This is a genomic window from Streptomyces sp. NBC_01216 (assembly GCF_035994945.1).
In the GTDB taxonomy this organism is placed as follows: domain Bacteria; phylum Actinomycetota; class Actinomycetes; order Streptomycetales; family Streptomycetaceae; genus Streptomyces.
On the sequence record NZ_CP108677.1, the window covers coordinates 1931128 to 1944354 of the forward strand.

A 13227-nucleotide genomic window follows, 5' to 3' on the forward strand; every position below is an offset into this window, starting at 1 on the left:
GTGGGTTTCGGCCTTTCGGCTTGCTCCCCTCGGCGCAGGAAGAACATTACCCGAAGGTCTCCGGCGCTCCAAAACGGGTATCCCCGCACAGCAGCGCGGGGAGCTGGTGCAGGTCGGTGATGCGCGTCAGCTCGGGCCTCCCGCCCACGCCCGCACGATCCAGCCAGACGCCTCTGAGGCCCGCCTCGGCTGCCCCACGCGCGTCGATGTCCGGCTGGTCCCCCACGTAGGCCACCTCGTGCGGGGCCAGGTCCAGGGCGGCGCAGGCGGCGTGGAAGGCCGCCGCGGCGGGCTTGGCCACCCCGAGTTCGGCGGCGCACAGCACCGCCTCGAAGCGGTCGCGCACGCCGAGGACGCGCAGCTTGCGTTCCTGGTTGTGAATACTCGAGTTCGACAGAACGGCGTGACGGTAGTCACGGGCGAGCAGATCGAGGACGGGGACGGCGTCCGGGAAGAGCTCCCAGGCGGACTCGTAGTGCGCGACGTAGCGCTCGAACCACCCGTCGGCCTCGTCCGCGCCCAGATCCCGCGCACCCAGGAAGTCGCGCACCCGCTCGCGCCGCTGCTCCCGGAAGTCCACACCTCCGGCCTCGAAGCGGCGCCAGTGGACGACGGTGAGTTCCTGCCAGCGGCGCAGGGCCTCGGCGACGGACTCGGGACCGGCGGCGGGCAGGCCCTCGGCCGCGAGGTGGTCGCGCATGCCGGCCAGGTCGGCGCCGGCGTAGTCGAAGAGGGTGTCGTCGATGTCCCAGAGGACGCCGCGGATCGCCATGCCCCCACGGTACGGGCTTCGGCGCCCGTGCGGGTCCGGACGCCGCGCCCGGGTACTCCCCCGCCGGTCGCGCCCGCCGAGGACGGCACGGGCACGGAGCCGACACGGCCGAGGCCCGGAACCCGTCGTTCCGGGTTCCGGGCCTCGGCCGTGTCGGCTCCGCGGGCCTGTCAGCCGGCGAGCCTGGCGAGCGCCGCGTCGACGCGTGCCAGGGTCTTCTCCCGGCCCAGGATCTCCAGGGACTCGAAGAGCGGCAGGCCCACCGTGCGGCCGGTGACCGCGACACGGACCGGGGCCTGGGCCTTGCCGAGCTTCAGGCCGTGCTCCTCACCGGCGGCGAGGACGGCGCCCTTGAGGGACTCTGGGTCGCTCCAGTCGGCCGACTCCAGGGCGGCGCGGGCGGTGGTCAGGAGGGCGACGGGATCGCCCTTCATCGCCTTGTCCCACGAGGGCTGGTCGAAGACCGGCTCGGGCAGGAAGAGGAAGTCCACGTTGGCCGTGATGTCCGAGAGGACGGTCAGCCGGGTCTGGGCGTGCGGCGCGATGGCCTCCCAGGCTGCGCGGTCGAAGTCCTCGGGCGCCCAGGAGGCGTGCGGGGCGGTGAGCCAGGGCTCACAGGCCGCGGCGAACGCCTTCACGTCCAGCATGCGGATGTGGTCGGCGTTGATCGACTCGGCCTTCTTGAGGTCGAAGCGCGCCGGGTTGGCGTTGACGTCGGCGATGTCGAACTTCTCGACCATCTGCTCGATGGTGAAGACGTCCTGGTCCGCCGAGAACGACCAGCCCAGGAGGGAGAGGTAGTTCAGGAGGCCCTCGGGAAGGAAGCCGCGCTCCCGGTAGAGGTTCAGGGACGCCTGCGGGTCGCGCTTGGAGAGCTTCTTGTTGCCCTCGCCCATCACGTACGGCAGGTGTCCGAAGGCGGGAGTCTCCTTGGCGACACCCAGCTCGATCAGCGCCCGGTAGAGGGCGATCTGGCGCGGGGTGGAGGACAGCAGGTCCTCGCCGCGCAGCACGTGGGTGATCTCCATCAGCGCGTCGTCGACCGGGTTGACCAGGGTGTACAGCGGTGCGCCGTTGGCGCGCACGATGCCGTAGTCCGGAACGTTGTCCGGGGTGAAGGTGAGTTCGCCGCGGACCAGGTCGGTGAAGGTGATCGACTCGTCCGGCATCCTGAAGCGCACGATGGAGTCGCGGCCCTCGGCCCGGTAGCGCGCGATGCGCTCCTCGCTCAGGTTGCGGCAGGTACCGTCGTAGCCCGAGGGCTTGCCCGCCAGGCGGGCCGCGTCGCGACGGGCCTCCAGCTCCACGGCGGTGCAGAAGCAGTGGTAGGCGTGGCCGGCGGCGAGCAGTTTCTCCGCGACGTCCCGGTAGATCTCCATCCGCTGCGACTGGCGGTACGGCTCGTGGGGGCCGCCACCCGTACCGGAGGCGCTGTCGAAGGCGGCCGGGCCCTCGTCCCAGTCGAGACCGAGCCAGCGCATCGAGTCGAGCAGCTGGCCGTACGACTCCTCGGAGTCGCGTGCCGCGTCGGTGTCCTCGATGCGGAAGACCATGGTGCCCTGGTTGTGCCGGGCGAAGGCCCAGTTGAACAGGGCGGTGCGGACCAGACCCACATGGGGGTTGCCGGTCGGGGAGGGACAGAAACGTACGCGGATCGCGTTAGCCACGCTTGATCACCTTGTTGGTGAGAGTGCCGATGCCTTCGATGGTGACGGCGACCTCGTCGCCGACGTTGAGGGGGCCGACCCCGGCCGGAGTGCCGGTGAGGATGACGTCACCGGGCAGCAGCGTCATGGCCTCGGTGATGTGGACGACCAGGTCCTCGACGGAACGGATCATGTCACTCGTGCGGCCGAGCTGGCGCTGCTCGCCGTTGACGGTGGCCTGGATGGTGAGGTCGCCCGGGTCGAGCGCGGTCTCGACCCAGGGGCCGAGCGGGCAGCTGGTGTCGAAGCCCTTGGCGCGCGCCCACTGCTTCTCGCGGCGCTGGGCGTCACGGGCGGTGACGTCGTTGGCGCAGGTGTAACCGAAGACGACGTCCTTGACGCGCTCGCGGGGAACCTCACGGCACATGCGGCCGATCACCACGGCCAGTTCGGCCTCGTGGTGAAGCTCTTCCGAGAAGGAGGGGTACTCGATGGCGTCGCCGGAACCGATCACGGAGGTCGTCGGCTTGAAGAAGGCCACCGGGACCTCGGGGACGTCGTTGCCGAGTTCGGCGGCGTGCTCCGCGTAGTTGCGGCCGATGGCCACGACCTTGTTGGGGAGCACGGGCGGCAGGAGCCGTACCTTGCTCAGCGGCACTTTGGTCCCGCTGAGTTCGAAGTCCGTGTACGGGATGCCCTTGATGATGTCGAGGACCAGACCGCCGGACTCGACGGTTCCCTCGCCCTCGACGGCGCCGAAGGCGACATTGCCGTCGATGGAGAATCTGGCGATGCGCACGAGTGCTGTCGCCCCTCACTTGCTGCTGGCTGGAGTCTGACGCTCCAGGCTAACGCGGCGAGGGGCGGCCTCCGCCGTATTACGAGGCGGGCTGCGGGGCCGCCGGGGCGGTCATGAGGACCGTGCGGCGCGGGTTGGCCGTCTGGGTGGGAAGGTCGACCGGGTGCTCCGGCTGGACTCCGCGGCCGAGGAGGGCGGCGTCCTCGATGTGGGCGAGCGTCGTACGGCGCGGGTTGGCCGTGGAGCGGAGCACCATCGTCGTCTTCTTCACGTGGCAGACCTCTACAGAGTCGGGGCACTTGTAAAACGTCAGGCTAAACATGCGATTCCCTTCGAATGCACGGAGGAGGCGTCCGGCGCTGTGTGAGTTTGCTCACCATCTCGCACATAAGGCGGACATAACGACTGATGCTCCAGGGGTGACAAATCAGGCATTACGCCACTGAATGCTGCATTCCGCTCCTGATCATGGCGACTGGGACACTCGCTCCCCCTGAACCTTTTGGAGTGATACAACCGATTTGACCGTGATCATCTTCTACGTGGGGTGACGCGATGTTCACGTTTTGTTATACGAATCGTGGCCCAGCACCCAGCTCTTGTTGGAGATCCGGCACTGTGCTGGAATTCCACGCACCGTCGCGGGTTTCAAGCCGGCACGCAGGGGCGCAACGCAGCGCCGGGTAAGCGGCGGGAAAGGGGGATCTGCGCCGGTCACCGACGACCACCATGGGGTGCATTCCGTGCCCCGAGATGCCGACACCGTCCACTCCGTTCACTCGGAAGGACGCCTGGTCCAGAGGTTGCGACGCTAGTGCAGGGACGTTTCAAGAGGGATGGCAGCGCTGCGGCGGAGCAGGAGCCGCGCGCCGGAACCGACCGCGGTTCCTCGGCCCCGCACACTCAGAGCCCGGGGCAGGGCACAGCCGGCGAGGGCGGTGACACCGCCAAGCGCGGCGGCTCCACCTCCCCGGCCACCGCTCCGCCGCCGGCGGCTCCGGAGGTCGACGCGGGGCCCCGAATAGCCCTGCGCAACTGGCGCATCTCGACGCGCCTGGTCGCGCTGCTGACCCTTCCCGTGGTCGCGGCCACCAGTCTCGGCGGCATCCGCATCAGCGAGTCGCTCGACGACATGGAGCAGCTGGAGCACATGCAGCTGCTGACCAAGATGACCAAGGAGGCGACGGACCTCGCCAAGGCGCTCCAGGAGGAGCGCGACCACTCCGCGGGTCCGCTCTCCAACGGCCGCTCGGTCACCGACTACCAGGTCGACGACCCCCGCAAGAAGACGGACCGGGCCAAGAACGAGTTCCTGGCCGCCACCGAGGGCATCGGTGACACCGAGGGCAACGAGGCGCTGCAGGGCATTCGGCAGAGCGTCAGCCAGATCACCACGCAGATCGTCAAGATCAAGGACATCCGGAGCGGCGCCTACCAGGAGAGCTCCCACTCGGTGACGGTCGAGGCTTACAGCCGCCTGATCCGTTCCCTCCTCAGCCTGTCCCAGGACATGGCGCAGGCGACCAGCAACCCCGAGATGATCAAGCGGACCCGTGCGCTCGCCGCGTTCTCGTCCGCCAAGGAGTACGCCTCCATCCAGCAGGCGATCATCGCCGCCGCGCTGCCGTCCAGTGACAACAAGTCCGGGAAGCTCGGGGAGGGCGACCGCCTCTACGGCGACGCCGCCCGCGAGAGCGAGGGCGTCGAGCTCAAGACCTTCGCGACGATCTACGAGTCGGCCGGCGGCGACGCCGACGAGCTGACCGCGTCGCTGACCACCGGCAACCCGTCGATCGAGGCCGCCGAGCAGTACACGGACCGCGTCCTGAGGAGCAGCAACGGCCTGCAGGCGAGGACTCCTCGCGGCCACCTGAACTTCACCGACGAGTACGGCACCAAGATGAACGCCATGAACACGATCGAGGCCACCCTCCTCGGTCAGATGGAGACCAAGGCGCGCGAGCTGCGCCAGGAGTCCCAGCGTGAGGCGATCATCAACGGTGCCCTGATCCTCCTCGTCCTCGGTGTCTCCCTCATCGGCGCCTTCGTCGTGGCCAGGTCCATGATCCGGTCGCTGCGCCGACTCCAGGACACCGCCACCAAGGTCGCCCAGGAACGTCTGCCCGAGCTCGTCAAGCAGCTCTCCGAGACCGACCCGCAGGACGTCGACACGTCCGTCGAGTCCGTCGGTGTGCACTCCCGTGACGAGATCGGCAAGGTGGCCGCGGCCTTCGACGACGTGCACCGCGAGGCGGTCCGCCTCGCCGCCGAGCAGGCCCTGCTGCGGGGCAACGTCAACGCGATGTTCACCAACCTCTCGCGCCGCTCCCAGGGCCTCATCCAGCGTCAGCTCTCGCTCATCTCCGAGCTGGAGTCCCGCGAGGCGGACCCGGACCAGCTGTCGTCGCTGTTCAAGCTCGACCACCTGGCCACCCGTATGCGCCGGAACGGCGAGAACCTTCTCGTCCTCGCCGGTGAGGAGCCGGGCCGCCGCTGGACCCGTCCGGTCCCGCTGGTCGACGTCCTGCGTGCCGCCGCCTCCGAGGTGGAGCAGTACGAGCGCATCGAGCTGGCGGCGGTCCCGGCGACCGAGGTCGCCGGCCGCGTCGTGAACGACCTCGTACACCTCCTCGCCGAGCTGCTCGAGAACGCCACCTCGTTCTCCTCTCCGCAGACGAAGGTCCGGGTCACCGGTCACGCCCTTCCCGACGGACGGGTGCTCGTCGAGATCCACGACACCGGCATCGGCCTCTCCCCCGAGGACCTCGCCGCGATCAACGAGCGGCTCGCCTCGCCGCCCACGGTGGACGTCTCGGTGTCCCGCCGCATGGGTCTGTTCGTGGTCGGCCGCCTGTCCCTGCGACACGGCATCCGCATCCAGCTGCGTCCGTCGGACTCCGGCGGCACCACCGCGCTCGTCATGCTCCCCGTCGATGTCGCCCAGGGCGGCAAGAAGCCCGCCCCCAAGCCGGGTGCCGGCGGCCAGGGCGCGATGCCCCAGGGCTCCGCGGGCCAGGGTGGCCGTCCGGGGCTCGGCGGACCCGGTGGGGCCGGTGCCGCCGGCGCCTCGGGCGGTGGCCGCCCGGGGATGGGCGGTGCGCCGTCCTCCGCGGCCGGCCGGCTGGGTGCCGCCGCCGCTGCCGCGCGCGGCCAGGTCGGCGCGGGCAGCGCGCCGCGTGCCGCGCTGCCGGGCCAGAACGGACCGCAGGGCGGACAGGGCGGACAGGGCGGACAGGGCCAGGCATACGCGGGACAGGGCGGACCGAGCCAGGGTCACGGAGACCAGGGTGCGCAGACCGCTCAGCTGCCGCAGGTTCCCCAGGAGTCGCAGCGTCCCGGCAGCGGAGCCGGTGGCTTCGGCGGCGGCGCCCAGCGCGCCATCCCGTCCCGTACGGACGTCTGGGGCAACCAGGGCCAGAACAACCAGAGCCAGGCCCCGCAGCCCCAGCAAGCGCAGGCCGGTCCGCAGCAGGACCAGGGCCGGCAGGACGGCTACCCGCGCGGCGAACTTCCCGGCAACGCGCCGCAGTCGCAGCGTCCGCAGGCGACCAGCTGGGGCAACGACCAGGCGCAGCCGGTCCGTCGTCCGCAGCAGGAGATGTCGCCGCTGGACTCGCCGCGCGGTCACGAGGAGCCGGAGACGACGGGCCAGTACGCCCGTCCGCCGGCTCCGCAGGACCCTTCGTCCACGGGTCAGTTCCCGCAGCCGGACTTCGGCGGTCGGCAGACCTCGCAGGGCTACCCGCAGCAGGACCCTTCGTCCACGGGTCAGTTCCCGCGGCAGGACTACCACCAGCAGCAGGCCCCGCAGGGCTACCCGCAGCAGGCGCAGGCCCCGCAGCAGCGCGGTGGCGGTGACTACGGCGCGCCGCGTCCGGCCGGCAACCTGCCGCAGCAGCCCCAGTCCCGGCCCCAGCAGCCGCGCCAGCCCGAGGCTCTGCCTCCGGCGGGCGACGCCGGTGACGGCCGTACCCCGCTGTACGACACGCTGGAGACCAACTGGTTCCACGGTCAGGCCGCGGGGCAGGACCAGAACCGGCAGGACGAACGCCCGGCCCAGGACGCCGAGCAGACCCGGCAGACACCGGCCGTCCCGCAGCAGCCGACCTCGCTCCCGCCGCGTCGCCCCGCGGCGCCCCAGGGCGGCGGCGACTCCGGCCAGCAGGCCGCGGCTCCCGCCTCCTGGCGGACCTCTCCCAATGACGAGCTGGTGCGCCAGGCCGAGCGGGTCCGCAAGCCCGCGGCCGGCGGTGTCACCACCTCCGGGCTGCCGCGGCGGGTGCCGCGCGCCAACCTCGTGCCCGGGACCGCCCAGGAGCAGGCCCACACGGCCGGCCCCCAGGTCTCGCGTGCACCCGACGACGTCCGCGGCCGGCTCACCAACCTGCGCCGCGGCATCCAGCAGGGCCGTCAGGCGGGTAACTCCACCACCGGCAACTTCCCTCTCGGTCCCACCCACCAGCAGGAGCGTTAGTTGAGCGCGATGAGCCAGGCGGCGCAGAATCTGAACTGGTTGATCACCAACTTCGTGGACAACACCCCAGGGGTGTCGCACACGGTGGTGGTCTCCGCCGACGGTCTGCTGCTGGCCATGTCCGAAGGATTCCCCCGCGATCGCGCCGACCAGCTGGCGGCGGTCGCATCCGGACTGACCTCGCTGACCGCGGGCGCGTCCCGGATCTTCGAGGGCGGTCCGGTGGCACAGACGGTCGTGGAGATGGAGCGCGGGTTCCTCTTCCTGATGTCCGTCTCCGACGGCTCCTCGCTGGCCGTGCTCTCCCACCCGGAGTGCGACATCGGCCTCGTGGGCTACGAGATGACGCTGCTGGTCGACCGGGCCGGCAGCGTCCTGACCCCGGACCTTCGCGCCGAACTCCAGGGAAGTCTGCTCCACTAGACACCGACAACACGGCACGGCGGTGCGCCCCTCCGCACCGCGGTGTCCCACACACCGTCCGGCCGCCCCATCCGGCCCCCCACCGGCCCCATCAGACGGCAGACCTCTTGCTGTCACGCCCGGAGGATTCATGACCCCGCCCCCCGCCTCTCACGATCCGTACGGCGCCTCACTCGACGAGTCGTACGGACATGAGGGCGACCAACCGCTGGTACGTCCGTACGCGATGACCGGCGGTCGGACCCGGCCGCGTTACCAGCTCGCCATAGAGGCGCTGGTCAGCACCACGGCCGACCCGGCGCACCTCTCCAGTCTGCTCCCCGAGCACCAGCGGATCTGTCACCTGTGCCGCGAAGTGAAGTCGGTGGCGGAGGTGTCGGCGCTACTGTCGATGCCGCTGGGCGTGGCCCGGATCCTGGTCGCCGACCTGGCGGAGGCGGGCATGGTGGCGATCCACCAGCCGGGTAACGGAGAGGCCGGCGGCACGCCGGATGTGACACTGCTGGAAAGGGTGCTCAGTGGACTTCGCAAGCTCTAGCGGCGGCACCGGCGCCGCCGGCCGGTCGACCACCAGCGCGAAGATCGTGGTGGCGGGTGGCTTCGGCGTGGGCAAGACCACGTTCGTCGGCGCCGTCTCGGAGATCAACCCGCTGCGTACCGAGGCCGTGATGACGTCTGCTTCCGCGGGCATCGACGACCTCACGCACACCGGCGACAAGACGACGACGACTGTCGCGATGGACTTCGGCCGTATCACCCTGGACCAGGACCTGATCCTGTACCTCTTCGGTACGCCCGGACAGGACCGCTTCTGGTTCATGTGGGACGACCTGGTACGCGGCGCCATCGGCGCCGTCGTCCTCGTCGACACGCGCCGCCTCGCCGACTGCTTCCCCGCCGTCGACTACTTCGAGAACTCCGGCCTGCCGTTCGTCATCGCCCTCAACGGCTTCGACGGACACCAGCCCTACCAGCCGGAAGAGGTCCGCGAGGCCCTCCAGATCGGCCCGGACACCCCGATCATCATCACGGACGCCCGCCACCGCGCGGACGCCAAGAGCGCGCTCATCACCCTGGTCGAGCATGCGCTGATGGCACGACTCAAGTAGGCGGGGGTCTACGGCAGTTGTCGTAGGGCTTCGCCGGGGGCGGCCTGTGTCCTATGACACGGTCCGCCCCCGGGTTCATAACGTTTCGACAGAGAATTGGGCGGGACCGGACACCCGACGCATCCGATCGGTGCCACTGCGCTCACATGAGCCCCGCCTTTTGGCGGGGCTCGTTCTTTATGCCCGTTTTATCTGAGGCGTGGACCACTGAAAACCGTCCCTGCCAGCTGTTTGGTAGGGACACCCTTCACGTGCTGCAATTCATGAACTCCCGAGTAGTACGGCCCTGAACGAAATACCGGCACAACGTAGGTGCCGACGCCGAGAGGTTGTTGGTCGAGTGAGGCGAAGCACAGAAAGCTCCGCAGAGCAGCAAGCGCGAGGCAACTTCACCCCGGCACGCACGATGACGCCGCCCGCCGAGGTGCCCGAGGTGCCTCAGAGCGCGAGCGGCGGCGCGGGCGGTTCCAGCAGGCTTTCCCCGCGCAACTGGCGGGTGCCGACCAAGCTGAACGCGATCCTCCTCATACCCGTGCTGGTCGGCCTGGTCATGGGCGGCTTCCAGGTGAAGGGCTCGATCGACACCTGGCAGGAAGCGCAGAACGCCGAGAAGACGGCGTTGATCGTGCGCGCCGCCTCGGAGTACAGCCAGGCACTGCTCAACGAGCGTGACCTCACCGCGGCGCCGCTCCTCACGGCGAAGACCTCCTCGGACCGCGAGAGCGCGGCCGTCACCCAGGCGTACTCCGCCACCGACGAGGCCAAGGCCAAGTTCGACCAGGTCGTCACGAACATGCCGGAGGGCGAGGGCCTCGAACGGCGTCTGGACCTCTTCCGGACCGAGGAGCCCAAACTCGAGGCTCTCCGGAAGGTCGCCTACTCCACCTCGCTCGACCCGGTGAACACCCAGCTCGGGTACATCGGCATCCAGCACTACCTGATGGAATTCTCCAACGAGCTGGGGCTGGGCACCGGCAACATCACCAGCTACGGCCGTACCGTCTACGCCATCCAGCTCGCCCAGGCCGCCGAGTCGCTCCAGCGCTCGATCGGCATGCAGCTCCTGGTGCGACCCAGCCAGAAGAGCGCGGTCTTCGCCCAGCAGTCGGTGGCGTTCACCTCGTACAACTACCTGGAGCAGATCGCCCTCGGCGAGTACAAGTCCGGTGGTACCCAGGAGGACGTCGACCGGCTGAAGCAGGTCATGACGGCCAAGGCCACCGAGGGCGCCAAGAAGCTCGCCGAGGCGGAGCTCGACCCGCCCAAGGACGACGAGGGCTCCGTCTACGGCGGCATGGCGAGGGCGATCGGGGCGGCCAAGGACGCCGACGCGATCAAGGACCTGCGCGAGCAGGACGTCACCCCCGAGACCTGGATGGCCGCGGCCACCGCCAAGTTCGACGGCTACACCGAGGTCGAGAAGGAACTCGTCGACAAGGCCGTGAACGAGGCCGCCGCGATCTCCGACGACGCCAAGACCGACGCGTTCGTCAGTGGTGGCATCGTCGTCATAGCCCTCCTGGCCGCCTTCATCATCGCCGGGATCATGGCCCGCCAGATGAGCCGCTCGATGCAGCAGCTGCGCACCGCCGCCTTCGGCATCGCCGAGCAGCGCCTGCCGATGCTGGTCGACCAGCTCTCGCGCACCGAGCCCGGCCGGGTAGACACCCGGGTGCAGCCCATCCCCATCGACACCCAGGACGAGATCGGCGAAGTCGCCCGCGCCTTCGACCAGGTCCACCGTGAGGCCGTCCGGCTCGCCGCCGAGCAGGCCATGCTCCGGGGCAACGTCAACGCGATCTTCACCAACCTGTCCCGGCGCAACCAGTCGCTGATCGAGGGCCAGCTGACCCTGATCACCGACCTGGAGAACAACGAGGCCGACCCGGACCAGCTGGAGAACCTCTTCCGTCTGGACCACCTGGCCACCCGTATGCGCCGCAACGGCGAGAACCTCCTGGTCCTCGCCGGCGAGGAGCCCGGCCGCCGCTGGGACCAGCCGGTCCCGCTGGTCGACGTGATGCGTGCCGCCTCCTCAGAGGTGGAACAGTACGAGCGCATCGAGCTGGCCGGTGTCCCGGAGGCGGAGATCCACGGCCAGGCCGTGACCGACCTGGTGCACCTGCTCGCCGAGCTGCTGGAGAACGCGACCACGTTCTCCTCCCCGCAGACGAAGGTCCGGGTCACCGCGACCCGGCTGCCGGACGGCCGGGTGATGGTGGAGATCCACGACAAGGGCATCGGCCTGACCGCCGAGGACTTCGCGGACATCAACCACCGGCTGGCCAACCCGCCGACCGTGGACGCCGCCGTCTCGCAGCGCATGGGCCTGTTCGTGGTCGGCCGTCTGGCGGACCGCCACGGCATCCGCGTCCAGCTCCGCCCGTCCGGCGAGCAGGCCGGTACGACCTCCCTGGTCATGCTGCCCGACGCGATCACCCACGGTGGTGGCGGCGAGGCGGTGCCCGACAGCGACTTCACCGTCTCTCAGATCATCCCGCAGCAGGGCCATCACGACTTCGACTCCGGCCAGCAGCCCATGCGGACCGCGGCGGAGCTCGGCTTCGACGACTCCCGCTACGAGCAGCAGGCCGACGAGCAGCAGCTCGACCCGGTGAACCGCTCGCTCCAGCGCGAGGAACGCCGGGCGTCCCTGGAGGCTCAGGCCCAGGCCGGCGAACGCCCGCTGTTCCAGGACGAGGTCGAATCCTCACAGCAGGCGTACGTACAGCAGGAGCACGAGCAGGGCTACGCTCCCGAGCAGGAGTACGTCCAGGAGTACGGTGCCGATTTCGGCGGGTCCCCGGAACACTCCGGTTACGAGGCGACCCCCTCGCGGGAAACCGGTTACGGGACGTCCCCGCAGGACTACGATGCTTACGGCGCGACCTCCGGCGGGTACCCCGAGTCCAGCTATGCGGAATCGGCACACCCGGGCCAGGACCAGGGCCACACGCAGTATGAGAATTCCTATGACCCCCAGGCCCAGCAGGGCGAGTGGGCTGATCAGGGTGCGTATCAGGGCGACTACGGTCAGCAGTACGGAGCTGAAACGGAATCTGCCCCCAGCGCTCCCGAAGCGGCTTCCGAGCGCGTAGGCTTCGACCGTCCGGGTTCCACCCCGAACCCCACCCAGGACGCCGGCCACGCGCTGACCGACGCCGGTCTGCCGCGCCGTGGAAGCACTGCCGCGCAGGTGCCCCAGGCAGCGCAGCAGCCGCTCCCCACACGGACGGGTCAGCAGAACGAAGCGGCCGGTTCCGACGACTGGCGCTCGACCAACGACGAGCGCTGGGAGCGGGCCGAGAAGCTCCGTGACCCGAAGGCGGGCGGGGTCACCCCCTCCGGTCTTCCTCGACGGGTCCCCAAGGCCAATCTGGTCGAGGGAACGGCGGAGCAGACCCCGCAGGGCGGCCCACAGGTCTCCCGCGCCCCCGAGGACGTGCGGGGCAGGTTGAGCAACCTGCGCCGTGGTGTTCAGCAGGGACGCAACGCGGGAACGGACACGAACGGACCGGGCCACGGCCCGGGCAGTACCTACAACCAGGAGCGTTAGTGTGAGCATGAGCCAGGCGGCGCAGAATCTGAACTGGTTGATCACCAACTTCGTGGACAACACCCCCGGGGTGTCCCACACTGTGGTGGTCTCCGCCGACGGACTCCTGCTGGCGATGTCCGAGGGCTTCCCCCGGGACCGAGCCGACCAGCTGGCGGCCGTCGCCTCCGGACTGACCTCGCTGACCGCGGGCGCGTCCCGGATCTTCGAGGGCGGTGCGGTCAACCAGACCGTCGTGGAGATGGAGCGGGGCTTCCTCTTCATCATGTCGATCTCGGACGGCTCCTCGCTGGCCGTGCTCTCGCACCCGGAGGCGGACATCGGCCTCGTGGGCTACGAGATGGCGTTGCTCGTGGACCGGGCGGGCAGTGTCCTGACACCTGACCTCCGGGCGGAGCTTCAGGGAAGTCTTCTCAACTAACAAACAGACAGTGCGTTTCGCGCCACC

The 13227-nt window shown here is 69.8% G+C and carries 10 protein-coding genes; 6 read left to right on the plus strand and 4 right to left on the minus strand.

Annotation, left to right across the window (positions count from 1 at the left end; all coding sequences use genetic code 11):
• Window positions 1-46: 46 nt before the first annotated feature.
• The 4 genes from OG393_RS08115 to OG393_RS08130 all read right to left on the minus strand — a co-directional run bounded on the left by OG393_RS08115 (window position 47) and on the right by OG393_RS08130 (window position 3539).
• Entirely contained in the window at window positions 47-772 is a 726-nt protein-coding gene (locus tag OG393_RS08115) for an HAD family hydrolase (RefSeq protein ID WP_327373952.1), read from the minus strand.
• Between the two features lie 170 nt (window positions 773-942).
• Window positions 943-2439, minus strand: coding sequence for a glutamate--tRNA ligase (gene gltX / locus OG393_RS08120; protein ID WP_327373953.1), 1497 nt, complete (start codon window positions 2437-2439; stop codon window positions 943-945).
• Window positions 2432-3217: a fumarylacetoacetate hydrolase family protein gene (locus OG393_RS08125; RefSeq protein WP_327373954.1), complete on the minus strand. Its 786-nt coding sequence runs from the start codon at window positions 3215-3217 to the stop codon at window positions 2432-2434. Before OG393_RS08125 ends, gltX begins: the two co-directional genes overlap by 8 nt.
• A 79-nt stretch (window positions 3218-3296) precedes the next feature.
• Window positions 3297-3539: a hypothetical protein gene (locus OG393_RS08130; RefSeq protein ID WP_327378627.1), complete on the minus strand. Its 243-nt coding sequence runs from the start codon at window positions 3537-3539 to the stop codon at window positions 3297-3299.
• 492 nt (window positions 3540-4031) lie between these two features.
• Between OG393_RS08130 and OG393_RS08135 the strand changes: the two genes are divergently transcribed.
• The 6 genes from OG393_RS08135 to OG393_RS08160 all read left to right on the plus strand — a co-directional run bounded on the left by OG393_RS08135 (window position 4032) and on the right by OG393_RS08160 (window position 13200).
• The gene (locus OG393_RS08135; RefSeq protein ID WP_327373955.1) at window positions 4032-7691 is read left to right on the plus strand and encodes a sensor histidine kinase; all 3660 of its coding nucleotides are present in this window, start codon (window positions 4032-4034) and stop codon (window positions 7689-7691) included.
• 9 nt (window positions 7692-7700) lie between these two features.
• Complete coding sequence (locus OG393_RS08140) at window positions 7701-8114, plus strand: roadblock/LC7 domain-containing protein (RefSeq protein ID WP_327378349.1); 414 nt, start codon at window positions 7701-7703, stop codon at window positions 8112-8114.
• A gap of 130 nt (window positions 8115-8244) precedes the next feature.
• Entirely contained in the window at window positions 8245-8652 is a 408-nt protein-coding gene (locus tag OG393_RS08145) for a DUF742 domain-containing protein (RefSeq protein WP_327373956.1), read from the plus strand.
• A complete protein-coding gene (locus OG393_RS08150; protein WP_327373957.1) occupies window positions 8633-9223 on the plus strand; it encodes a GTP-binding protein in 591 nt (196 codons plus the stop codon). Before OG393_RS08145 ends, OG393_RS08150 begins: the two co-directional genes overlap by 20 nt.
• A gap of 340 nt (window positions 9224-9563) precedes the next feature.
• Window positions 9564-12779 carry a sensor histidine kinase gene (locus OG393_RS08155; protein ID WP_327373958.1) on the plus strand — a complete coding sequence of 1072 codons (3216 nt, stop codon included), beginning with the start codon at window positions 9564-9566 and terminating at the stop codon, window positions 12777-12779.
• A gap of 7 nt (window positions 12780-12786) precedes the next feature.
• Complete coding sequence (locus OG393_RS08160; protein ID WP_147980024.1) at window positions 12787-13200, plus strand: roadblock/LC7 domain-containing protein; 414 nt, start codon at window positions 12787-12789, stop codon at window positions 13198-13200.
• The last annotated feature ends 27 nt before the right edge of the window (window positions 13201-13227 follow it).

Bases quoted from the DNA above. Each gene is read 5' to 3' on its own strand.
- OG393_RS08160 (WP_147980024.1), top strand. From the start codon at position 12,787: ATGAGCCAGGCGGCGCAGAATCTGAACTGGTTGATCACCAACTTCGTG.
- OG393_RS08115 (WP_327373952.1), bottom strand. From the start codon at position 772: ATGGCGATCCGCGGCGTCCTCTGGGACATCGACGACACCCTCTTCGAC.
- OG393_RS08130 (WP_327378627.1), bottom strand. From the start codon at position 3,539: ATGTTTAGCCTGACGTTTTACAAGTGCCCCGACTCTGTAGAGGTCTGC.
- OG393_RS08145 (WP_327373956.1), top strand. From the start codon at position 8,245: ATGACCCCGCCCCCCGCCTCTCACGATCCGTACGGCGCCTCACTCGAC.
- OG393_RS08140 (WP_327378349.1), top strand. From the start codon at position 7,701: ATGAGCCAGGCGGCGCAGAATCTGAACTGGTTGATCACCAACTTCGTG.